This is a genomic window from Streptomyces sp. NPDC091272 (genome assembly GCF_044757485.1).
Lineage (GTDB): Bacteria > Actinomycetota > Actinomycetes > Streptomycetales > Streptomycetaceae > Streptomyces.
On sequence record NZ_JBIVVC010000002.1, the window covers coordinates 933087 to 956286 of the forward strand.

General features: G+C 71.0%; 20 protein-coding genes. 12 read left to right on the plus strand and 8 right to left on the minus strand.

What is annotated here, in order from left to right:
- Positions 1 to 37 precede the first annotated feature (37 nt).
- On the plus strand, positions 38 to 1180 hold the full coding sequence (locus tag ACIQM4_RS09050) for a magnesium and cobalt transport protein CorA (RefSeq protein WP_401587979.1): 1143 nt from the start codon (positions 38 to 40) through the stop codon (positions 1178 to 1180).
- A 22-nt stretch (positions 1181 to 1202) separates the two neighbouring features.
- On the opposite strand, the gene ACIQM4_RS09055 is transcribed toward ACIQM4_RS09050, so the two are convergent.
- Entirely contained in the window at positions 1203 to 1568 is a 366-nt protein-coding gene (locus ACIQM4_RS09055) for a VOC family protein (protein ID WP_401587982.1), read from the minus strand.
- Positions 1569 to 1704: 136 nt separating this feature from the next.
- A complete protein-coding gene (locus tag ACIQM4_RS09060; RefSeq protein ID WP_401587985.1) occupies positions 1705 to 2133 on the minus strand; it encodes a GNAT family N-acetyltransferase in 429 nt (142 codons plus the stop codon).
- 97 nt (positions 2134 to 2230) lie between these two features.
- Here ACIQM4_RS09060 and ACIQM4_RS09065 point away from each other — a divergent pair, with 97 nt between their 5' ends.
- Positions 2231 to 2959 (plus strand): Mut7-C RNAse domain-containing protein, encoded by a 729-nt coding sequence (locus ACIQM4_RS09065; protein WP_401587987.1) that lies wholly within the window; start codon positions 2231 to 2233, stop codon positions 2957 to 2959.
- A gap of 68 nt (positions 2960 to 3027) precedes the next feature.
- Positions 3028 to 4578, plus strand: a complete 1551-nt coding sequence (locus ACIQM4_RS09070) for an FAD-dependent monooxygenase (RefSeq protein ID WP_401587990.1) — start codon at positions 3028 to 3030, stop codon at positions 4576 to 4578.
- A gap of 44 nt (positions 4579 to 4622) precedes the next feature.
- Here the strand turns inward: ACIQM4_RS09070 and ACIQM4_RS09075 are convergent, their stop codons facing one another.
- The gene (locus ACIQM4_RS09075) at positions 4623 to 5180 is read right to left on the minus strand and encodes a hypothetical protein (protein WP_401587992.1); all 558 of its coding nucleotides are present in this window, start codon (positions 5178 to 5180) and stop codon (positions 4623 to 4625) included.
- A gap of 101 nt (positions 5181 to 5281) precedes the next feature.
- Here ACIQM4_RS09075 and ACIQM4_RS09080 point away from each other — a divergent pair, with 101 nt between their 5' ends.
- Complete coding sequence (locus tag ACIQM4_RS09080; protein ID WP_401587995.1) at positions 5282 to 5617, plus strand: YnfA family protein; 336 nt, start codon at positions 5282 to 5284, stop codon at positions 5615 to 5617.
- Positions 5618 to 5675: 58 nt separating this feature from the next.
- On the plus strand, positions 5676 to 6434 hold the full coding sequence (locus ACIQM4_RS09085; protein WP_401587998.1) for an SDR family NAD(P)-dependent oxidoreductase: 759 nt from the start codon (positions 5676 to 5678) through the stop codon (positions 6432 to 6434).
- Positions 6435 to 6504: 70 nt separating this feature from the next.
- Here the strand turns inward: ACIQM4_RS09085 and ACIQM4_RS09090 are convergent, their stop codons facing one another.
- On the minus strand, positions 6505 to 7350 hold the full coding sequence (locus tag ACIQM4_RS09090; protein WP_401588000.1) for a pentapeptide repeat-containing protein: 846 nt from the start codon (positions 7348 to 7350) through the stop codon (positions 6505 to 6507).
- 97 nt (positions 7351 to 7447) lie between these two features.
- Complete coding sequence (locus ACIQM4_RS09095) at positions 7448 to 8641, minus strand: RtcB family protein (protein ID WP_401588002.1); 1194 nt, start codon at positions 8639 to 8641, stop codon at positions 7448 to 7450.
- Positions 8642 to 8830: 189 nt separating this feature from the next.
- Between ACIQM4_RS09095 and ACIQM4_RS09100 the strand changes: the two genes are divergently transcribed.
- The 3 genes from ACIQM4_RS09100 to ACIQM4_RS09110 all read left to right on the plus strand — a co-directional run bounded on the left by ACIQM4_RS09100 (position 8831) and on the right by ACIQM4_RS09110 (position 12246).
- Entirely contained in the window at positions 8831 to 9670 is an 840-nt protein-coding gene (locus ACIQM4_RS09100) for a DUF3558 domain-containing protein (protein ID WP_401588005.1), read from the plus strand.
- Between the two features lie 89 nt (positions 9671 to 9759).
- Entirely contained in the window at positions 9760 to 10503 is a 744-nt protein-coding gene (locus tag ACIQM4_RS09105) for a DUF3558 domain-containing protein (RefSeq protein WP_401588007.1), read from the plus strand.
- Positions 10504 to 10746: 243 nt separating this feature from the next.
- The gene (locus tag ACIQM4_RS09110) at positions 10747 to 12246 is read left to right on the plus strand and encodes a DUF2637 domain-containing protein (RefSeq protein ID WP_401588010.1); all 1500 of its coding nucleotides are present in this window, start codon (positions 10747 to 10749) and stop codon (positions 12244 to 12246) included.
- A gap of 39 nt (positions 12247 to 12285) precedes the next feature.
- On the opposite strand, the gene ACIQM4_RS09115 is transcribed toward ACIQM4_RS09110, so the two are convergent.
- Together ACIQM4_RS09115 and lysS are read right to left on the minus strand one after the other, a co-directional pair.
- Entirely contained in the window at positions 12286 to 12501 is a 216-nt protein-coding gene (locus ACIQM4_RS09115) for a hypothetical protein (RefSeq protein ID WP_401588013.1), read from the minus strand.
- 442 nt (positions 12502 to 12943) lie between these two features.
- Positions 12944 to 14689 (minus strand): lysine--tRNA ligase, encoded by a 1746-nt coding sequence (lysS, locus tag ACIQM4_RS09120; protein WP_401588015.1) that lies wholly within the window; start codon positions 14687 to 14689, stop codon positions 12944 to 12946.
- A 168-nt stretch (positions 14690 to 14857) separates the two neighbouring features.
- Between lysS and argS the strand changes: the two genes are divergently transcribed.
- Entirely contained in the window at positions 14858 to 16633 is a 1776-nt protein-coding gene (gene argS / locus ACIQM4_RS09125; RefSeq protein WP_401588018.1) for an arginine--tRNA ligase, read from the plus strand.
- A gap of 67 nt (positions 16634 to 16700) precedes the next feature.
- On the opposite strand, the gene ACIQM4_RS09130 is transcribed toward argS, so the two are convergent.
- Complete coding sequence (locus ACIQM4_RS09130) at positions 16701 to 17891, minus strand: helix-turn-helix domain-containing protein (protein ID WP_401588020.1); 1191 nt, start codon at positions 17889 to 17891, stop codon at positions 16701 to 16703.
- Between the two features lie 163 nt (positions 17892 to 18054).
- Between ACIQM4_RS09130 and ACIQM4_RS09135 the strand changes: the two genes are divergently transcribed.
- The 3 genes from ACIQM4_RS09135 to ACIQM4_RS09145 all read left to right on the plus strand — a co-directional run bounded on the left by ACIQM4_RS09135 (position 18055) and on the right by ACIQM4_RS09145 (position 23062).
- Positions 18055 to 18747, plus strand: coding sequence for a DUF4232 domain-containing protein (locus tag ACIQM4_RS09135; protein WP_401588023.1), 693 nt, complete (start codon positions 18055 to 18057; stop codon positions 18745 to 18747).
- 281 nt (positions 18748 to 19028) lie between these two features.
- On the plus strand, positions 19029 to 21887 hold the full coding sequence (locus tag ACIQM4_RS09140) for a CDP-glycerol glycerophosphotransferase family protein (protein ID WP_401588271.1): 2859 nt from the start codon (positions 19029 to 19031) through the stop codon (positions 21885 to 21887).
- Entirely contained in the window at positions 21887 to 23062 is a 1176-nt protein-coding gene (locus ACIQM4_RS09145; protein WP_401588024.1) for a glycosyltransferase, read from the plus strand. The genes ACIQM4_RS09140 and ACIQM4_RS09145 overlap by 1 nt, the downstream gene beginning before the upstream one ends.
- The last annotated feature ends 138 nt before the right edge of the window (positions 23063 to 23200 follow it).

Consider the following 23200-nt stretch of genomic DNA (forward strand, 5'->3'; position numbering starts at 1 on the left):
CGCGCAAGGACGGCCGGGGACGGGCAGACTCCCCGTCATGCCTCTCAAGCACCTGCCCCAGCACCTCCCCCTGCAGCGCGGTATGCGCCGGCTGCGCACCGCCGCACGCCGGCGGATGGACTCCGTGCGCCGCACGGTGGATCTCAGCCATCCCGCGCGCTCACCGCTCGGCAGCGCCGTCGAGAACTGCGTGGTCTTCGAAAGGGGTGTGCGCCGCCCCCGGGACTGCTCGGCGGCCGAGGCCCTGGAGCGGGTGCGCAAGGACGACGGCGCGGCCTTCGTCTGGATCGGGCTGCACGAACCGGACCAGGCCGAACTCGACGAGCTCGCCGCACTGTTCGGACTGCACCCGCTCGCCGTGCACGACGCCTCGCAGGGCCACCGCCGCCCCAGGCTGGCGCGCTACGACGACACGCTGCTCGCCGTGTTCAGGACCGTCCGCTACGTCGAGCACGAGGAGCTCACCGCGACCAGTGAGGTCGTCGACACCGGGGAGCTGACCGTCTTCGCGGGACCCGACTTCGTGATCACCGCCCGGCACGGCGGCTCCGGCTCGCTCGGCCCGATCCGCGAGGCCCTGGAGGACGTGCCGGAACAGCTGGCGATGGGCCCCGCCGCCGTGCTGCACGCCATCGCCGACCACGTCGTCGACGAGTACGAGGCGGTGGCGGACGCCGTGCAGGTCGACGTGGACGCGGTGGAGACGGTGGTCTTCAGCGCGGACTCCGGGCGGGCGGACCCGGGCCGGATCTACCAGCTCAAGCGGGAACTCCTGGAGCTGCGGCGCGCGGTGGCCCCGCTCGCCCGCCCGCTCCAGGTGCTCGCCGACCCGCTGCGGCCGACCCCGCCCGTCGTACCCGGCCTGCAGCCGTACTTCCGGGACGTCGCCGACCATCTCGACCGCACCGTCGAGCAGATCGCCTCCTTCGACAACCTGCTCGACTCGATACTCCAGGCACACCTCGCGCAGGTGACCGTCACGCAGAACGAGGACATGCGGAAGATCACCGCGTGGGCCGCCATCATCGCGGTGCCCACGATGGGGTGCGGGGTGTGGGGCATGAACTTCGACCACATGCCGGAACTGGGGTGGACGTACGGCTACCCGCTGGCCCTGGCGGTGATGGCGCTGGCCTGCTTCACGGTGCACAGGAGCTTCCGGCGCAACGGATGGCTGTGACCGGCGCCGTACCGCGCCCCGCTCACGCCTTGCAGAGGCAGAACGGGTGGCCCACCGGGTCCGCGTACACCCGGAAGCTGCGTCGGCGGTCCTCGACGTCGAGCGGCCTGGCCCCGAGCGCGAGCACCTGCTCCTCCGCCGCGTCCAGGTCCGGCACGTCGAAGTCGAGGTGCATCTGCTGGGAGTTGCGCTCCGCGTTCGGCCACTCGGGCGGCCGGAAGTGCGGCGCCAGCTGGAAGGAAATCCGGTGCCCGCCCGGCACGTGCAGGTCCCACCACTCGTCGTTGTACTGCTTCACCTCACCGCCGAGGACATCCGCGTAGAAAGCGGCGAGCGCGGGCGGATCGGGACAGTCGATCGCGACGAGGCTGTACGTGGCGATGGGCATGGCGGCGCTTCCTCTCCTCGGGGACCGTGGTCCTTCGCAGCCATCAGGGTTCCCCCTCGGGGCCGTCCCGACGCAGGCGCACGGGTGATTTCGACCCCGTCCACGAGAGCCCGGCGTCCGGGGCCGCCCCGCGCCCCTACAGGCCCTTCTGGAAGTGGAACGCGGTGATCTCCATCCGCTCCCGCAGGTAGAACTGGTGCGCCCGCGTGCGCTGCGTCCCCGAGTCCAGGTGGAACTCCCGGCAGCCCGCCTCCCGCGCCCGGTCCTGGAGAGACCCGAGGAGATGCGCGCCGACGCCGGTCGAACGGGCCGCCCCCGCCGTCACCAGGTCATCCACGTACAGCATCCGCAGCGTGCTGGTGTTGGCGACGACCCGCCAGCCGGCCGCCCCGACACAGAAGCCCTCGTCGTCGTACACGGCGGAGAACCGCAGCCCGGCCGGGTGGCCCTCCTCGTACACCGCGGTGAAGGTTTCCGGCGTGAGGTGCGGACGCAGCTCCAGGAGTACGGGGAGCAGGTCGGCGAGCAGCCGGGGGTCGCCCGGCGCGAGATCGATCGTCTTCATCGCGGCAGCCTAACGGGCGGCGGGCCGGCCGGGCAGGGGCGCGAGGCCCGCGGGAAAGTGACGCGACCGCAACGCCCGCCGGTGGCATTCTGGCGGCGTGAACGGACCGCAGATCCAGATAACCTTCGCCCCCGAACTCCACCTCTTCGTCTCCGCCGAGCGCCGCGCGGGCCGCACCGACGCCGTCACCGACGGCGCCTCCACCCTGGGCCACGTCGTCGAGTCGCTCGGCGTACCGCTGACCGAGGCGGGTGAGCTGTACGTGGACGGGCGAGCGGTCCCCGCCGCCCACATCCCCTCCGCCGGCGAGCACGTCGAAGTACGGGCGGTAGCCCGCCCCCAGTCCGTCCCCGGCGCCCCGCTGCGCTTCCTCCTCGACGTCCATCTGGGCACGCTCGCCCGCCGGTTGCGGCTGCTCGGTGTCGACGCCGCGTACTTCAGCGAGGACATCGGCGACCCGGCGCTCGCCACCCTCTCGGCGCGCGAGCGGCGCGTCCTGCTGTCGCGGGACCGGGGCCTGCTGCGGCGGCGCGAGCTGTGGGCCGGCGCGTACGTCTACAGCGACCAGCCCGACCGGCAACTGCGCGACGTCCTGGGCAGGTTCGCCCCCACGCTCGCACCCTGGACCCGCTGCACGGCCTGCAACGGCGAACTGGAGGAAGCCACCAAGGACTCCGTGGCCGGCCTGCTGCAAGGCGGTACGGAACGCTCGTACGACGTCTTCGCCCGGTGCACCTCCTGCGAACGCCCGTACTGGCGCGGCGCACACCACGCCAGGCTGGCGGAGGTGGTGGAGCAGGCGGTGGCGGAGTTCGGCGACCGCTGACCGGACGAGGTGGCGGAGGGTCCCGTTCCACGGGTGTACGGGTCCGGGGAGGCGGGGAGGGTGCCGTCATGCCGAGCCCTCAGGACGACCCGACGCCGCACCGAACGCCACCCCACACATCCGCCGGACCGCACGGCGACCGGCCACGGACGGCCCCGGCCACGGCCCCCGCGCCGACACCCGCCCCGTCCGCCCGCCCGGCGGCCCCCGACGCGATCGTCGTCGGCGCGGGGCCCACCGGCCTGCTCCTGGCCGGCGACCTCGCCTCCGCCGGGCTGCGCGTCACCCTCGTCGAGCGCCGCGCACACACCGCCGGCAACCTCACCCGCGCCTTCGCCGTGCACGCCCGCACCCTCGAAGTGCTCGACGCCCGCGGCCTCGCCGACGAACTCCTCAAGACGGGCCGCCCCCTCACCCGCCTCAACTTCTTCGGCAGCCTCTCCCTCAACCTCGACCGCCTCCGCTCCCGCTTCCCGCTCGTGCTGATCACCCCGCAGTACGAGGTCGAGCGCCTGCTGGAGCGCCGCGCCCGCGCCGCGGGGGTCGACTTCCGTTACGACACCGAACTCTTGGGGCTCACCGCGCACACCACCGCGGTCACCGCCCGCCTGCGCACCCCGGACGGCGGAGAGGGCGAGATCAGCGCCCCGTACCTGATCGGCGCGGACGGGGTGCGCAGCACGGTCCGCGAGTCGCTCGGGCTGCCGTTCCCCGGCGAGTCCGTGATCAAGTCGATCATCCTCGCCGACGTACGCCTCACCGAGGAGCCCGACTCCACCCTCACCATCGGCGGCCAGGGCGACGCGTTCACCTTCATGGTCCCGTTCGGTGACGGCTACTACCGGGTGATGGGCTGGAACCGCCGCCACGAGGTCCCCGAGTCCGATCCGGTCGACCTCTCCGAGTTGCGCGAGATCGCCAACACCGCGCTCGGCAACGACTTCGGAATGCACGACGAACGCTTCCTGTCCCGCTTCCACAGCGACGAACGCCAGGTCCCCGCCTACCGGGCGGGCCGCGTCTTCCTCGCCGGCGACGCCGCCCACGTGCACTCACCGGCCGGCGGCCAGGGCATGAACACCGGCATCCAGGACGCCGCCAACCTCTCCTGGAAGCTCGCCGCCGTACTGCGCGGCCGGGCGGAGGACCCGCTGCTCGACACGTACCACAGCGAACGCCACCCGGTCGGTGCCATGGTCCTGCGCACCAGCGGCGCCCTGATCCGCATCGCCATGGCCCGCACCCCGCTCCAGCGCACCGGCCGCGCGGTCGCCACCCGCCTGGTCAACGGCCTGCGCCCGGTCACCTCGCGCGCGATGGGCATGGTCTCGGGCATCGGCATCTCGTACGGTGCGCCGCGCGGCGCGCATCCCCTGGTGGGCCGCCGCGTCCCGGACCTGGCACTCGCCGAGGGCCGGCTGTACGAGCTGCTGCGCAAGGGCGAGTACGTACTGGTGGCGGCGGTCGACGGCCCGCTCCCCGCCGACGTTCCGCCGCACACGGTCAGGGCGCACTGGGCACGGCAGTCCTCGGTACTGGTACGGCCGGACGGATACGTCGCCTGGGCGGCCTACGCACCGGGGAAGCGCGCCCGCAGGCGGACCGAGCGCAGGGGGTAGCTCTCGGGGGCCGCCCGTCAGAGGCAGCACACGGGAGCCGCCCGTCAGAAGTAGTAGACGTCTCCCGTGTCCGGGGCCACCACCCGCTGCCTGTCGTTGCCCGGGTTGAGGTCCTGCGCCGGCCCGCGTACGCCCTGTTCCGCGACCGCCATCCGTTCGGTCCTCACCTCCACCACGACCTCGTCGGGTGCCCGGCCCACCCGCAGGTCGAACCCGAGCGTGCGCGCGGTCAGCGAGCCGGCCCGCAGGGGCCCGGTCTCGCAGACCAGCGCGGCCGGCGCACTTCGGGCGCAGCCACGCGGCAGCTTCCCGTCCGCCAACTCGACCGGGGCCGAGAACGACACCCGCACCGCGCCCGAAGTGAGGTCCTGCGGCCCGTGGTTCCAGGTCCGCAGCTGCATGGCGAGCCGCCCGTGCCCGTACACGACCTGCCCGTGGTGCGCGAGGTCGGCCTCCCCCACGAGGGCGGCCGATCTCGCGCCCCCGCCGAAGGCATTCCCGGTGGGCCCGGCGAAGGCCGTTCCTCCCGCGCCCAACGGGACCAGCGGGAGCAGCCCCGCGACCACCAGCACGAACAGCCCCTTGCGCAACAGAGATGACATGCCCACCCCTCTACCCGTTTGTCCCCCGGCCCTCCACCCCCTCAGCGCGCACACCACCCGCATGCCGCTCCCGCGCCACCCCCCGTGCCACCCTTGTCGCCATGCACGTAGCCCGCTCAGCAGCCCTCTTCGTCGCCGCCGCGCTGTTCGAGATCGGTGGCGCGTGGCTCGTCTGGCAGGGCGTACGCGAGCACCGCGGCTGGATCTGGATCGGCGCGGGCGTGCTCGCCCTCGGCCTCTACGGCTTCGTCGCCACACTCCAGCCGGACGGCGACTTCGGCCGGATCCTGGCGGCGTACGGCGGGGTCTTCGTCGCGGGCTCGATCGTGTGGGGCACGGTCGCGGACGGCTACCGCCCGGACCGCTGGGACATCGCGGGGGCCCTCGTCTGCCTGCTGGGCATGGCCCTGATCATGTACGCCCCACGAGGCCGCTGACCACGCCCCATATCCTCGTACGTACGCCACCCCGACCCCCTCCGTAGGAGCAGCCCGCATGCCCAGCGCCCCCATCGCCGTCGTCACCGGAGCGAGCAGCGGAATCGGCGCGGCCACGGCAAGGCAACTCGCCGCCTCCGGCTACCGCGTCGTCCTCACCGCCCGCCGCAAGGACCGCATCGAGGCCCTCGCGGACGAGCTCACGGCCGCGGGCCACCAGGCCGTGCCGTACGCGCTGGACGTCACCGACCGGGCAGCCGTGGACGAGTTCGCCACCGCGTTCCGCACCGTCGCCGTACTCGTCAACAACGCCGGCGGCGCACTGGGCGCCGACCCCGTCGCCACCGCCGACCCCGCCGACTGGCGCCAGATGTACGAGACGAACGTCCTGGGCACCCTCAACCTCACGCAGGCCCTGCTCCCGGCCCTGACCGCATCGGGCGACGGGACGGTCGTCGTGGTCTCCTCCACGGCGGGCCACGGCACGTACGAGGGCGGTGGCGGTTACGTGGCGGCCAAGCACGGCAGCCACGTCCTGGCGGAAACCCTCCGCCTGGAGATCGTCGGCACACCGGTCCGGGTGATCGAGGTGGCGCCCGGCATGGTCAAGACGGAGGAGTTCGCCCTCACCCGTTTCGACGGCGACGAGGACAGGGCCGCCAAGGTGTACGCGGGCGTGGCGGAGCCGCTCTCCGCCGACGACGTGGCGGAGACCATCACCTGGGCGGTCACCCGCCCCAGCCACGTCAACATCGACCTCCTGGTCGTCCGCCCCCGCGCCCAGGCCTCCAACACCAAGGTCCACCGGGAAGGGTGACACCGGGCGGGCGGGCGGCGGGGCGGCCGGACGGGGTGCGGGGGCGGGGGCCCTCGGGAGGCGGGCCGGGCTAGCCCCAGTGCGCAGGCCGCTCCAGGCCCGCCGGGAGTGCGGTGCGGCTGTCCCCGCGGGCCGCGTTCACCTGGGTCTGGGTGAGGAAGAGCGCCGAGCCGAGGTCCGCCCCGCGGACGTCCGCGTCCCGGAAGTCCGCGCCGATCACGTCGGCGCCGCGCAGGTCGGCCCCGCTCAGGTCGGCGGCGATCAGATACGCCCCGCGCAGATTCACCCCGCGCAGGTCGGCGCCCGCCCGCCGGGCACCCATCAGATCCGCGCCCCGCAGATCCGTCCGCCGCTTCTTGCCCTTCTTCGGCGGCGGCACCAGGGCGGCCCACTCCGCCCGCACCAGCTCGCTCACCCGCACCAGCGACGCGTTCACGTGCTGCCGGTGCCCTTCCACGTCGAGCGCCACCAGTTCCTCCGCGCTCCCGCGGGTCAGCTCCTCGGTCTCGTCCCGCAGCGCCCGCAGCTCACGGTGCACGGCCCGCGCACTTCCGGTGGCGAGAGCGACCTCCACGTACCAGAGCAGCTCGTGCAGCTGCTTCATGATGGGCAGCAGGGCGAACATCAGCTCCGCACTGCCCGGCTCAGCACGCCAGTTGACCCCGGCGAAGGTCACCTGCGAGACCTTCTGCCCCGCGCCGAAACAGTCGTACACGGTGCACCCGGGAAACCCCTCGCGCCGCAGCTTCGAGTGAATCCCGCACCGGAACCCCTCCCCCAGATTGGGACAGGGCTCCCCGGCCGGCTTGTCGATCGCGAAGTCCGACGACTTGGTCAACGTAAGAGCCACGCAGCACAACCCGAAGCAACTCCCGCAGTCGGAACGCAGCTCGGACGTCTTCTCGGTCTCGGGCACGGGTAGGACTCCATTTGTACGGTTGTACGGCGCGACAGGTACGGCAATGCGGACGAACCCCCGGCACCTTAACCGGGGGTCCGTCCGTGCCGTCCGTTCAGCCCTTCACGCAGATGACCTGCCTGAGCTTGGCGACGACCGCCACCAAGTCCCGCTGGTGGTCCATGACCTGCTCGATCGGCTTGTACGCCGCGGGGATCTCGTCCACGACACCGGAGTCCGTCCGACATTCCACGCCGCGGGTCTGCTCCGCCAGATCACGTGTGGAGAAACGTCGTTTGGCCGCACTACGGCTCATCCGCCGCCCCGCCCCGTGCGACGCCGAGTTGAAGGCCGCCGTGTTGCCAAGGCCCTTCACGATGTACGTACCGGTGGCCATCGAGCCGGGGATGATCCCGAAGTCGCCGGAACCTGCACGGATCGCCCCCTTACGCGTCACCAACAGGTCCATGCCGTCGTAGCGCTCCTCGGCGACGTAGTTGTGGTGGCAGCTGATCTCCTGCTCGAAGGTGACACGGGACTTCTTGAACTCCCCGCGCATCACGTCCTTGAGCAGGCCCATCATGATCGTCCGGTTGTGTTTCGCGTACTCCTGCGCCCAGTAGAGGTCGTTGCGGTAAGCGGCCATCTGCGGGGTGTCCGACACGAAGACTGCGAGGTCGCGGTCGACCAGACCCCGGTTGTGCGGCAGCTTCTGCGCCACGCCGATGTGGTGCTCGGCGAGTTCCTTGCCGATGTTGCGTGACCCGGAATGAAGCGAGAGCCAGACAGCACCGTCGGTATCGACCAGTACCTCACAGTGATGGTTGCCGCTTCCGAGCGTCCCCATCTGCTTCGCAGCCCTGTCCCGACGGAACTTGACCGCGTCCGCCACCCCCTCGAACCGCCCCCAGAAGTCCTCCCAGCCCGCCGTCGCGAAGCCGTGCAGTCGTCCCGGGTCGACCGGGTCGTCGTGCATCGCGCGGCCCACCGGGATCGCCTGCTCGATCTTCGAGCGGAGGCGGGAGAGATCGCCGGGGAGGTCGTTGGCGGTCAGGGAGGTCTTGACGGCGGACATTCCGCAGCCGATGTCGACGCCCACCGCCGCCGGGCAGACCGCGCCCTGCATCGCGATCACCGAGCCGACCGTGGCGCCCTTTCCGTAGTGGACGTCCGGCATGACGGCCAGACCCTTGATCCAGGGGAGGGTGGCGGTGTTGTGGAGCTGGCGCATCGCGCCCTCGTCGACCGACGCCGGGTCGGTCCACATCCGGATCGGGACCTTCGCACCCGGTACCTCAACGTATGACATTTCTCCTCGTTTCCCCCGAGTAGACCCAACCCCCGAGACATCAGCAAAGTTCGCAAAGCGCAAAAAGGGTGGGAAAGGTCGGCGAAAGGGACAGCCGACCGACATCCACACCGGCGTGTGCGATAGACATTGTGGTCATCGGCCACCTACGGGCGGCAAACAATTTTCCTCCGAAGGAGGCCTGGGAACGTGCTGCGAAAGCCGACCGTGTACGTCAAGGGGCGCGCACCTGGCCTCGTACTGCTGGCAGCCCTGGCCCTGGGCGTCACCGCCTGTTCGTCCGACGGCGACAGCACGGACGGCGCCACCGACGCCAAGCCCGGGGACTCCTCCGTGTCCGCCGCCCAGCCCGGCAAGTACCGCACTCTTCCCGAGCCGTGCCGGATCATCGACCAGGGCACGCTGCAGGCCATGCTGCCCGGCGCCGAATCCCTCTCCGACGAACAGCGGCAGCGGCTGTTCGGGGGCGAACCCGCGGTGACGTACGACACGGACCGCCGGGTCGGCTGCGACTGGAAGGCGGAGTCGCCCGACGCGACGCATCTGCTGAGTGTGGACTTCGAGCGGGTCGTCTCGTACGACACCGCGGTGAGTGACGACGACCGCGCCCAGGCCGTGTACGAGGAGAAGTTGGACGCCGCCGACCTGCCGCAGCCGCGCCCCCCGGCCACACCCCCCGCCACCCCCACCTCGTCCGCAACCCCCACCTCACCGGCCTCGCCCGGCACGGCGACACCTCCCGGTGCGCCCTCCGCCTCCGCCCCGGAGCCCGACGCGTCCGGACTGGAGCCGCGTACCCTCGGCGGTCTCGGGGACGCCGCCTTCCTGGACGAGACGAAGGCGGGGTCGGGCGCCGCCCAGGACCTCACGGTCTCGGTGTACTTCCGGACGTCGAACGTGATCGTGAACGTCAGGTACGGCGAGCAGCCGGGCGGTACCGGTCAGGTCCCGGACAGCAAGGTGCTCCAGGACCGGTCGCTGGGCCTGGCCCGTAAACTCGCCGAGCAGTTCTCCTCCGACGGCGAGTGAGTGAGTGAGTGACCGACAGCGGCGAGTGACCCACGCGCGACGAAAAACGAAATGCGCCATACGCGATCAGTGAAGGAACGACAGGAACCATGTACCGAAAAGCCCCCCGTATCGCCCGCATACTGACCTGCGCGGTCGCCGCTCCGGCACTGCTCGTCGTGGCCGGCTGTTCGTCGGACTCCGGTTCCGGTTCGGGTTCCGGCTCCGGTTCCGCGGACGGCGGGAAGCAGGACCAGGGCGCCGCGGCGACGCAGCAGCCTTCGGCGCCCGCGACGGTGGCCCCGGCGAAGTTCGCGCAGCTCCCGGACGCGTGCAAGGCGCTGGCCAAGGGCACGATCGAGGAGCTGGTACCGGAGGCCGAGGAAGCCGCGGGCACGGCCGACAAGTCCTCGGACCCGGAGATCCGCCGGGGCTGCTCCTGGAAGGGCCTGGACGACAAGGGCGTGAAGGGTTCGCAGTACCACTACCTGACGTACTCGCTGCAGCGCTTCGAGTCGAACCAGGCGCTGGGCACCGGTGAGAAGCGGGCCACCGAACAGGTCGCCAAGCAGGTCACCAAGGTGAAGGACAAGGACGGGGCGAAGGACGCCAGGACCAATCCCGTGAGCGGGATCGGTGACCAGGCGTCGATGACCTCGTACAAGGCGCGCGAGTCGGGCACGGACTTCCAGCACGCGGTCGTGGTGACCCGTACCGGCAATGTCGTGGTGACGCTGGACTACAACGGCGCGGGTTACTCGGGCTCGAAGGCGCCCGAGGCGGCGGACCTGATGAAGGGCGCGCAGAAGGCGGCGAAGGAGGTCGTGGCGTCGGTCGCCACGGCGAACAAGTAAATCAAGTAGGGGACGGGCGCGGGCTCGGGCGCGGGCACGCGCCGGGGGCACGCGCCGCGCCGGGGGCACGCGTCGGGGGCAGGTAGTCAACGACTTGACCACAACTGGGCCCGGTTCAGTTGGGTTTGCGGGGGTTCGTTCCCCATCCGAGGGCCGGGCCCCCGCACGCGTGTGCCAGGCTGAGGCCCGCCGGGCAGGCTCCGCCGGGTTTGGACGTACGGGAGGGGATCGCGGGTGGCCGCGATGCAGTTGACACGCACGCACCGGGTACTGATCGGTGTGGTGGTCGCCGGTGCGGTGATCATCGCGGGCATCGGTTTCGCGGGTTCCTACGCGGCGGTGCGCGAGCTGGCCCTGGAGAAGGGCTTCGGCAGCTTCTCGTACGTGTTCCCGGTCGGCATCGACGCGGGCATCTGCGTGCTGCTGGCGCTGGACCTGCTGCTGACCTGGATGCGGATCCCGTTCCCGCTGCTGCGGCAGACGGCGTGGCTGCTGACGGCGGCGACGATCGCGTTCAACGGTGCGGCCTCCTGGCCGGACCCGCTGGGCGTGGGCATGCACGCCGTCATCCCGATCCTGTTCGTGGTCTCCGTCGAGGCGGCCCGGCACGCGGTGGGCCGGATCGCGGACATCACCGCGGACAAGCACATGGAGGGCGTGCGCCTCACCCGCTGGCTGCTCTCGCCGCTGCCGACTTTCCGGCTGTGGCGGCGGATGAAGCTGTGGGAGCTGCGCAGCTACGAGCAGGTCATCAAGCTGGAGCAGGACCGGCTGATCTACCAGTCCCGGTTGCAGGCCAGGTTCGGCCGCTCGTGGAAGCGGAAGGCGCCGGTCGAGGCGCTGATGCCGCTGCGGCTGGCGAAGTACGGGATCCCGATCGCGGACACCGCCGCGGCGGGTCTCGCGGCGGCGGGCATCGAGCCGATGCTGCTGCCGCCGGCGCCGGCGACCGCGACCGCCCCTGCGCTGCCGGCGGCTGCGGGAGGTGACGGCACGGACGACCGGGGCCCGATATCCCCGGCCCCCGAGGACCTCGGCCAGACCACGTCCGGGCCGCCGAACGGGCCGCACGAGACACAGACCGCGGCTACCGGCGTCCAGGACCCCGGGACGGACCACCCGGCACGGACGAATCTGCACAAGCAGAATCCCGAGACGGTGTCCGCACCCGCGCCCGCGTCCGTACCCGCGTCCGTACCCGCGTCCGATGCCGGACACGAGGCCGAGGCCGAAGCCGCAACGGCAGCCGCAGCCGGAATCCCGGGCACGGCGCCCGCCACAGTGCCCGCCCCCGCTCCCGCCGAGCAGCCGCAGCAGCACCCGAGTCCGTGGTTCGCCGCCCCGGCCGGACCGGGGCAGCACCAGGTGCCCGCGCAGACACAGGGTGGCGAGCAGGCTCCGTACGGCGGCCCCGAGCAGTACGAGGACCACCAGGTGATGGTGCCCTCCGGCCCCGGCCGCAGCCGCCCCCTGGGGGGCTACCACCCGGACTACGACGCCGAGTTCGGGCCGGACTTCACCTCGGCCGAGGGCGCCGACGCCGACTTCGTCCTGGACGACGACGCGTACTACGACGCGTTCCGCAAGTGTGCGGGGGCCAACGGCGCGTTCCCGACGCCGTTGCAGTTCGGTTCGTACCTGGAGGACCTGTACGGGCAGCAGCTGCCCGTGGAGGAGCTGGAGATGTACACGAAGCGGTACGAGGAACGGTTCCAGCTGGAGCTGGACGAGTACATCGCCTGAGACTTGTGAGAATTGTGAGACTTGTGGGCGGGGCCCCGGTCAGTAGGTCCTGGCCCTGACGCGCTTCTTGGCCGTCTCGCCCAGGACGGCGAGCGCGCCGCCGACGACGGCCATGGCGATGTAGAGGGCGCTGGGCGGGTCGAACCACAGGGTCAGCAGGCCCCAGTCCTTGTCGAACCAGGTGCGGCCGACGAAACCGAGAACCCCCTGGATGCCGAGGACCCAGCCGACGGTGAGGACGATTTCGTTCTTCATGCCCTCAGCATGAGTCACGTCACCTTCACCCCGCGTCCTGCCCACGGGCGAGCCCAGCCACCCCCCACTCCACCGAAAGTCGCAGTCCCCGGCCCGCTTCCCGCCGCCGGCCCGCTTGGGCAGCGGCCCCCCGGGGGCGGGACGGGTGGGCAAGGGGGCGGCCCCTCGCGCGGAGCGCACCCCTTCGCGTGCCCCCTCTCGCGACTTTTCGTTCGCGCGGGCGCGTCGTGGCTGGTCGCGCAGTTCCCCGCGCCCCTAGGAGGTGCCCCCCGGGCGGTGGGTGTGAGACGTACGGGCGCGTCGTGGCTGATCGCGCAGTTCCCCGCGCCCCCAGGAGGAGCCCCCCGGGCGTAGGTAGAGACGCGCGGGAGCGCCGTGGCTAGGCGCCGCCCAGCCACGGCGCTCCCGAAAGGTCCCCGTCCCGCCTCCGCGAGGCGAAGAGCTACGCCCCCAGCAGTCCCCGCACCCTCTCCGCCCCCACCGCCAGCAGCAGCGTGGGCAGCCGCGGGCCCGTGTCGCGGCCGACCAGGAGCTGGTACAGCAGCGCGAAGAACGTTCGCTGCGCCACCTTCAGCTCCGGCGTCGGCTTCGCGTCCGCCGGCAGTCCCGCCTGGATCTTCGGGACGCCGTAGACGAGCGTCGTCAGCCCGTCCAGGGACCAGTGCGAGTCGAGGCCCTCGACCAGGAGCCGCAGCGACTCCCGGTCCTCGTCGCCCAGCGCGCCGAGCGTCTCTGCGTCCGGCTCCGACCGCACCAGCGTCCGCTGCTCGGCCGGCACGTACGCGGAGATCCACGACTCCGCCCGGTCGAGCCTCGGCCGTACCTCGTCGAGCGAGGAGATCGGGTCCGCGGGGTCCAGCTCGCTGAGGATCCGCAGCGTCTGGTCCTCGGCGCCGGCCGTGATGTCGGCGACGGAGGCCAGCGTCCGGTACGACAGCGGGCGCGGCGTGCGCGGCAGCTCGCCGGCGGCCGTGCCGACCGCACGGGAGTGGGCGGCCGCGTCGGCCGGCAGCACGGACCCGTCCGCGACCTTCGAGGACAGCTTGTCCCACTCGTCGTAGAGCCGCTGGATCTCCTGGTCGAAGGCGATCTTGAACGACTGGTTGGGCCTCCTGCGCGCGTACAGCCAGCGCAGCAGCGGTGCTTCCATGATCTTGAGCGCGTCACCCGCGGTCGGCACGCCACCCTTCGACGACGACATCTTCGCCATGCCGCTGATGCCGACGAAGGCGTACATCGGGCCGATGGGCTGGACGCCGTCGAAGACCTCACGCACGATCTGGCCGCCGACCACGAAGGACGACCCCGGCGAGGAGTGGTCGACGCCGCTGGGCTCGAAGATCACGCCCTCGTACGCCCAGCGCATCGGCCAGTCGACCTTCCAGACCAGCTTGCCGCGGTTGAACTCGTCGAGGTGGACGGTCTCGGAGAAGCCGCACACGCAGGTGTACGTCAGCTCGGTCGACTCGTCGTCGTACGCGGTCACCGTGGTGAGGTCACGCTCGCACTGCCCGCAGTAGGGCTTGTACGGGTAGTACGCGCCACCGCTCGTGCCGTCGTCCTCGGACGCGGCGCCGGAGCCCTCCGCCGCCTCCAGCTCGGCCTCGTCGACCGGCTTCTGCTGCTTGGGGTTCTTCGCCCCGGCCGCCGGGTCCTTCTTGGTCCGGTAGCGGTCCAGCACGGCGTCGATGTCCGCGCGGTGCCGCATCGCGTGCAGCACCTGCTCGCGGTAGGTGCCCGCGGTGTACTGCTCGGTCTGGCTGATGCCGTCGAACTCCACGCCCAGCTCGGCGAGCGCCTCGACCATGGGGGCCTTGAAGTGCTCGGCCCAGTTCGGGTACGCGGAGCCGGCCGGGGCCGGGACGGAGGTCAGCGGCTTGCCGATGTGCTCGGCCCAGGAGGAGTCGATGCCGGGGACGCCGTTCGGCACCTTGCGGTAGCGGTCGTAGTCGTCCCAGGAGATGAGGTGGCGGACCTGGTACCCGCGGCGGCGGATCTCGTCGGCGACCAGGTGCGGGGTCATGACCTCGCGGAGGTTGCCGAGGTGGATCGGGCCGGAGGGCGAGAGCCCGGACGCGACGACGACCGGTTTGCCAGGCGCACGTCGCTCCGACTCGGCGATGACATCGTCCGCGAAACGGGAGACCCAGTCGGTCTCGGGGGTGCTGCTCTGAGCCACGGTCGGCACGTCCTTGTTTCTCCGGGTTCCTTGAAAGCCATTCCTTCAAAGCTGGCGTACGCCATTCTCCCAGACAGGCAGACGGCGGCCTCACGATTTAGGTTGCACCCTGGCCCCGGGAGCTGCGTGAAATACTCGGAGGACACACACCTCCATCCCCAACAGGAACGGCACCCCATGGCCTCGGTCCCTTCCCTCGCCTCGACCGTCAACCAGCGGCTCGCGGACGCGCTCTCGGCTGCCCTGCCGGAGGCCGCCCCTGCCGACCCGCTGCTGCGCCGGAGCGACCGGGCCGACTTCCAGGCCAACGGGATCCTCGCCCTCGCCAAGAAGGCGAAGGCGAACCCTCGCGACCTGGCGGCCACCGTCGTCGCGCAGCTCCCGGCGGACGACACGGTCCTCCAGGGCATCGAGGTGTCCGGCCCCGGCTTCCTCAACATCACCGTCGCCGACCGCGCCATCGTCGAGACGCTGGCGGCGCGGGCCGCGGACGACCGGCTGGGTGTTCCGTACAACGAGAACGCCGGCACGACGGTCGTCGACTACGCCCAGCCGAACGTCGCCAAGGAGATGCACGTCGGCCACCTGCGGTCGGCGGTGATCGGCGCGGCCATGGTGGAGCTGCTGGAGTTCACCGGCGAGAAGGTCGTCCGGCGCCACCACATCGGCGACTGGGGCACCCAGTTCGGCATGCTCATCCAGTACCTGGTGGAGCACCCGGGCGAGCTGGACCGCACCGGCTCCGACCAGGTCGACGGCGAGGAGGCGATGTCCACCCTGAACCGGATCTACAAGGCGTCGCGGGTGCTCTTCGACTCCGACGAGGAGTTCAAGGCGCGGGCCCGTGGCCGGGTGGTGCAGCTCCAGGCCGGCGACCCGGAGTCCCGGGCCCTGTGGCAGCGGTTCGTCGACGAGTCGAAGATCTACTTCTTCTCGGTCTTCGACAAGCTGGACATGCAGATCGCCGACGCGGACATCGTCGGTGAGTCCGGCTACAACGACATGCTCGAAGAGACCTGCCGGATCCTGGAGGAGTCGGGCGTCGCGGTCCGCTCCGAGGGCGCGCTGTGCGTCTTCTTCGACGACGTGCTGGGCCCGGACGGCAATCCGACCCCGCTCATCGTCAAGAAGTCCAACGGCGGTTACGGGTACGCGGCCACCGACCTCTCCGCGATCCGCAACCGGATCGGCGACCTCAAGGCGAGCACCCTGCTGTACGTGGTGGACGTCCGGCAGTCGCTGCACTTCAAGATGGTCTTCGAGACGGCCAGGCGGGCAGGCTGGCTGACCGACGACGTCACGGCGCACTTCCTGGGCTTCGGCACGGTGCTCGGCAAGGACGGCAAGCCGTTCAAGACCCGTGAGGGCGAGACGGTCCGGCTGATCGACCTCCTCGACGAGGCCGTCGAGCGGGCCACCACGGTCGTTCGCGAGAAGAACAACGCGAAGGTCGCTCTCTCCGAGGAGGAGATCGTCAAGAACGGCGCGGACATCGGCATCGGCGCCGTGAAGTACGCCGACCTCTCCACCTCCGCCGCCCGCGACTACAAGTTCGACCTCGACCAGATGGTGTCGCTCAACGGCGACACCAGCGTCTACAGCCAGTACGCGTACGCGCGGGCCCGCTCCATCCTGCGCGACGCGGGCGAGCGCGGCCCGGTGGCACACCCGGAGCTGCCGCTGGCCCCCGCGGAGCGGGTGCTGGGCCTGCACCTGGACCAGTTCGGCGAGGTCGTGTCCGAGGCCGCGGCCGCCGCCGAGCCGCACAAGCTGGCGGCGTACGTCTACCAGCTGTCGTCCCTGTTCACCACGTTCTACTCCGAGTGCCCGGTGATCAAGCCGGCCCCCGCCCAGGAGGTCGCCGAGAACCGGCTCTTCCTCTGCGACCTGACGGCCCGCACGATCCACCGGGCGATGGCGCTGCTGGGCATCCGGACGCCTGAGCGGCTCTGATCCTGCCGGGCCCCAGGGAGGGCCGGATCCTGGGGGCGGGCCCCTCAGGACCCGGCCCTCGGGCCTTTCAGGGGTACTGTTCCCCGCCCCCGTCGTCCAGCGTCCGCTGCCAGGCGGCGGAGCCCAGCGGGTACCCGTACTCCGGCCGCCCCGCCGAGCCGCTCGTGCGGAACGGCCTTCCGTGGTCGTCGACGACCTGGACACCGCTTCGGCCACCGCTGGACCACTCCAGCTCCAGGTACCAGGTCACGTCGTGGGCGGCGGCCCTCGCCCTGAGGTAGAAGACCTCGGGATCCTTCTCGCTGATCTTGTACGGGAAGTCCCGCTGCCCGGTCTGCGGGGTGACGGCCGGACGGTCGGCGTCCAGGTCCACGGCGAAGGACCTGGTCTCGACGCCGCCCCCGCAGGCGGAGGTGCCGGTGTAGAGGTTCCAGGGCAGGGGTGCGCCGGTGCGCACGACGCGTACGTGCAGCGCCTCCAGCACCACGGTGTCCTCGGTGCTGCCCTGGAGCGTGAGGGCTACGAGCTGTTCGTCGGCGGAGACCGCGCCCTGCGAGGCGACCCAACCCGGTGCCTCCTGCTCGCCGGGCGGCGGGGCGACCTTCCGGGGCGGGCTGTCGACCAGGAAGTGCCGGCCGCACGGGGACTCGTAGACGAAGGGCCGGACCGCGGCCGAGAAGGGCGCAGCGGCGCTGCCGCCGCCGCTCGGCGCGCGGGAGGCGACGGCGCCCGCCGCGCGGCTGCCCGCCCCCTCGCCCGGCCCGCCGGCGCCCAGCAACTGGACGGCGAGCAGGGCGGACGCGGCTACCGCAAGGGCGGCGACGCCACCGACGAGAACGTGACGCCGCCGCCTGCCGCTCGGGGCCGCTTCCCGGAACAGGGGCAACTGCGCGGCCCCGGGCTGCGGTTGCGGGCCCGGCCCGGGTTCCAAGCCCGGCTCCGGTTGCAAGCCCGGCTCCGGTTGCAGGCCCGGCTCCGGTTGCAGGCCCGGCTCCGGCCCCTTCTTGCCGCGGGCCGCGTCCGCCAGGATCCACAGCCGGTGTGCCCGCACCATCTCTTCGGGCGTGGCCCTGCACAGCCTGGCCAGCCGTTCCACGGGGGCGAATTCCGTCGGTACGGCGTCCCCGTTGCAGTACCGGTGCAGCGTTGACGCACTCATGTGCAGCCGCTTGGCGAGCACTCCGTAACTGAGCCCCGAACGGTCCTTCAGCGCGCGCAGTGCCTGCGCGAGTTCGGCAGCCGCGCCAGTTTCGGACACCGGTATCCATCCCATCCCGGCGTTCCAGGAACACCGCATCACCGCAGGTCGAAGCCGGTGCGAACGTTCCAGCGTCCCTGGCTCGCCGTCAACTGTGGTGGCCGGGACGGACCGTCGTACAGGCTCCGGGCATCAAAGCACGCCACGACGAAACGAGAATCCCGTGTCCGTACGCACCGCCCGCCGCACCCGCCTGTTCGCCCTCTCCGCGGTGGCTCTCGCCACGACGCTCTCGCTGACCGCCTGCGACAACGGCGAAGGCACCAAGGACGCGGGAGCCGCACCGACTTCCGCCCTGCCCGCCACGTCGCCCACCTCGCCCACGTCGGCCATCTCGCCCACGCCCGCCACCTCAGCCACGTCCGCACCCTCGGCCGCCTCCGCACCCTCCACCGCCTCCACCGCCTCAGCCACGAAAGCCACCCGCGTCCGTCGCGCCCGCTGCGACGCGTCCACCGTCACGGTGACCGCCCAGGTGGTGACCCGGCCGCTCAACACGATGATCCTGACGGCCACCAACAAGGGCCAGAAGCTCTGCGACCTCTACTACGCGCCGGTCCTCCGCTTCGAGGGCGCCCAGTCCGTACCGCCGACGATGGAGGACACCCAGCCGCAGGCCGTCGTCAGCCTCAACCCCGGCGAGAGCGGATACGCAGCCGTGAAACTCTCCTCGCCCGAAGGCACCCCCGACCCCGGGTACACCGCGAAGTCGCTCTCCCTCGGCTTCTACGACGCCCAGCACCACAACCTGGACGGCTTCGCCCCGGTCGCCCTGCCCGCCGGCGGCGTCCACATCGACAGCTCGCTCCGCGTCTCCTACTGGCAGTCGGACCTCGACGCGGTCAGCGGTCTGTGAGCTCCCGCGCGGTCAGCTCGCTCGGTCCCGCGTGACCGAAGCAGTCCAGGTCGTGCGCGGTGGAGTCGTAGAAGTCATCTATTTCGCAACCGCAGTTCGGCGGGTCACTCAAAAATGTGTCCGTTGTGTACATGTTTCCCCCGTCAAGCAGGCACCCAGCGGGCACATTTGGCGCATTGTTGATCACCCTAGTCATACCTGTGGCCGCAATGTGAAGAGTAGGGAGATACCTTTGTGGCTCTTGTTCATCGAGGGGAAGGGCGAAAGCCACCGTGCCGGAGATATCCGAACCGGACATATCCGTGGTCGTCATCGTCTACAACGATGCCGTCCGGCTGCCGGCCGCGGTTCAGTCCGTGCTGGACCAGACGCTCAAGAGCGTCGAGGTCGTGATCGTCGACGACTGCAGTACGGACCGCTCCTTCGCCGTCGCGCAGGAGTTGGCCGCGGCCCACCCGGGCAAGGTCCGCGCCTTCCAGCTGCCGGAGAACAGCGGGGCCGGCGGCGAACCCCGCAACGAGGGCATCCAGCGGGCCGTCGGCCGCTACGTGATGTTCCTCGACAGCGACGACGTCCTCGAACTCAACGCCTGCACCAACCTGTTCGAGGCGGCCGAGGAGACCCGGTCCGACATCGTGTCGGGGCTGTGCGTACGGCTGCACAAGGACACCCGGAACCAGAAGCGCGACGAGTGGTACTCGTGGCTCTACTCGACGACCCGGACCCTGGAGTCCGTCACCGAGCTGCCCGACCTGTTCGTGTGGGACACCCTGTCCACGAACAAGTGCTACCGGCGCGACTTCCTCCTGGACAACGAACTCCGCTTCCCCAAGGGGATGTTCTACGAGGACCTGATGTTCATCGCGGAGGCCTACCTGGCCGCCGGACGCATCACCCTCATCCCCAACCAGGTCTACTTCTGGCACGTGCACGAGCGCGCCGCGGCGAAGTCCGTGACCAACAGCCGGCACGAGATGACGAACTACATCCACCGCCTGGAGGTCCACCGGCGCATCGACGCCCTGCTGGAACAGCACGGGCTGACCGAGATGAAGCTCGCCAAGGACGTCAAGTTCCTCAAGCACGACCTGGTGCTGCACCTGCGGGACCTGCCGTTCCGGGACGACGCCTACCGCCGGGAGTTCGCCGAGCTCTCCCGGGGCTACTTGAGGACGCTGTCCCGCGAGGCGTACTCACTGTGCCGTCCCATCCAGGCCATCTGCGCCGTGCTGCTCGAAAAGGGTGACTGGGAGCGGCTGATCCCCGCCGTGGACACCCTCACCCACCTCGCGAAGATCTCCTCGCCGCTGGCGGAGGTCGACGGCCGGATCTACTGGTGCGAGGAACACCTCGACGACGAGTTCGCCCGGAGCGTCCTGGACGTCACCGACCTCGGCTACCACCAGAAGCCGGTCGGGCAGATGTACCTGCGCAACCAGCTCACCGAGCTGAGCAGCGAGGGCGGCAGGACCAGGCTGGCCGGCCGGATCACCAACCCCCTGGGGATCGTCCCGGCGGACACCGTCCTCAAGGGCGAGCTGCTGTTCAGCGCGCGCCGCCGCAGCCTCCAGTCGTTCTCCTTCCCCCTCTCGTCACTGCGGCACGACGGCGAGACGGTCCACTGGGAGGCCGTCGCCGACCTGGCGGGCCAACTGCGCCCGCTCGGCATAGTCGACACCGTCTGGGACGTCCGGCTGCACCTGGACGTGGACGGCGAGCGCACCACCACCCGCCTCACCGTCGGGGACACCGACCTGACCGGCGCCACGCTGCCGGTGCGGCCCCGGTTGACCCGGGTGGTCGCCGACCACCTCGAACCGCACTCGACCGCCCGCGGGCACCTCGCGTTCCGCCTGGTCACCGAGAATCCGTCGAGCGAGCGCGTCCAGGAGTACATCGACCGCGGCATCCACGGGAAGCCCGGCGCCCTCGCCAAGGCGACGTACCGCAAGGCGAAGGAGGTCCGCAAGACGCTCGTCTCCGGCGAGACCAAGCTGCGGCTCTACCACGAGGTGTACCGCCGGCTCCCGGTCAAGAAGCGCACCGTCGTCTTCGAGAGCCACATGGGCATGCAGTACAGCGACAGCCCGCGCGCCATCTACGAGGAGATGCGCAGGCAGGGCCTGGAGTTCGAGGCCGTCTGGTCCTACCGCGGCGAGCGGCCGCAGGGCTTCCCCAAGGACGCCACCCTGGTGCGCCAGTGGTCGCTGCCCTATCTGAAGGCGCTCGCCCAGGCCGAGTTCTGGGTGGACAACCAGAGCTTCCCGACGAAGCTGCAGAAGCGCCCGGAGACCACGTACATCCAGACCTGGCACGGTTCCGCGCTGAAGCGGATGGGCTTCGACCTGCCCTCGCAGAAGGCCGTCACCCGCGCCAGGCGCGAGGAGCAGCAGCAGAGCCTGAACCGGTTCGACCGCTTCCTGATCCGTTCCGAGCACGACGTGCACACCCTGGCCAAGGCCTTCTGCCTCCAGGAGAAGACGCTGCTGCGGGTGGGCTACCCGCGCAACGACGCCCTGGTGCGCGCCCGGCAGCGCGAGCTCGCCGCGGGCACCCGTGAACGCAACGCACTCGCCGCCGAGTTGGGGATCCCGCAGGACAAGAAGATCCTGCTGTACGCCCCCACCTTCCGGCGGACGGGCGGCCGTTACAACCAGTTCCGCCTGCCCTTTGACGTGGAGCGCTTCGCCGACGAGTTCGGTGACCGCTACGTGCTGCTGGTCCGCTCGCACTACCTCAACCACGTCGTCCTGCCGCCCACCGTGCGCGACCGGGTGATCGACGTCTCCAAGCGGCACGACATCTCGCCGATCCTCGAACTCGCGGACGCGATGGTCACGGACTACTCCTCCGTGATGTTCGACTACGCCCTCCTGGACCGCCCGATGCTCTTCTTCACGTACGACTACGAGGCCTACGTGAACGAGGACCGCGGCACCTACTTCGACCTGGCCGAGACCGCGCCGGGCCCGGTGTTCCGCACCGAGGAGGAGTTCCACGAGGCGGTCCACTCGCTGGAGCGCGAGACCGACCAGTACGCCGCGCGCCGCAAGGACTTCCTCGCGCGCTACGGCGAGTACGACCAGGGCAACGCCGCCCAGAGCATCGTCGATCAGTTCTTCGCGCACTGGAGGCGTTGATGAGCACCGAAACCACCGCCGCCGTCGAGCGGGACGTCTTCTTCGTCTCCAACAGCGTGAACGAACTGGGCGGCATCACCAGTTGGTCCCACCAGATGGCCCGGCTGTTCAGCGCGCGCGGCCACCGGGTGCACATGCTCGGCATCACGCCGGCGCCACAGGGCAGGGGCGCGCCGCTCGGCGACGACCTGCCGTACCGCACGACGACGCTGTACGACGTGCACCCACCGACCCTGGGGTCCATCAGCGGACTCAAGGGCCGGCTGAACGTCGCCGAGCAGCGCCGGCACGCCGCCCGCGCCGCGGGGATGCGTGCCCAGGCGGCGAAGCTCACCGCGCTGTTCCGGGCCGCGCGGCCGGGCGCCGTGGTGATCGTCACGCAGGTCTGGGCCATGGAGTGGGTCGCGCTCGCCGACACCTCGAGGGTGACGGTCGTCGGCATGAGCCACGAGTCCTTCGTGACCTGCCGCAAGTCCTCCCGGTTCGGGCGGGTGAAGCAGTTCTACGCGGACGTCGACCGGATGCTGACACTCACCCGCGAGGACGCGGACCTGTGGATCCGCCAGCGGATGGACAACGTCGGCTTCATGCCCAACCCACTGCCGTTCTTCCCCGAGGAGCCCTCCCGCCGGGAGGCGAAGACGGTGGTGAGCATCGGCAGGCTGCACGAGGAGAAGGGCGTCGACCTGCTGCTCGACGCCTGGTCCCAGGTCGCCCCGCACCACCCGGACTGGAAGCTGCGTGTCTACGGCGCGGGCGAGGAGGAGAGCGCCCTGCACAAGCAGAGCGCGAACCTGGGCATCGAGTCGTCGGTGGAGTGGATGGGCCGCACCGGCGACGTGCCGGGCGCGCTGCGCGAGAGCTCCCTGTTCGTGCTGAGCTCGCGTGGCGAGGGCTTCCCGCTGGCACCGATGGAGGCGATGGCGACCGCCGTTCCCTGTGTCGCGTTCGACGTGGCCCCCGGGGTGCACGAGATCATCACGGACGGCGAGGACGGGCTGCTCGCCTCGCCCGGAAACACCCGGGAACTGGCCCTCCAGATACGGAAGTTGCTGGCCGACGACGAGCTCCGCGACCAGATGGGCGAGCGCGCCAGGGTGAACATCCAGCGCTACTCGACGGACCGCGTGGTGAGCCGCTGGGAGAGCCTGTTCGCCCTCCTGGACCGGCGCTGAGGGCAGCGGGCAGGTAGGTGGGGGTGGGGGGGGGGGGGGTGGGGAGACAGGGCCCCCCCCCCCCCCCCCCCCCGGGGGCCCCGGCCCCCCCCCGCCCCCCCCCCCCCCCCCCCCCCGGGGCCCCCGCCGGCCCCCCGC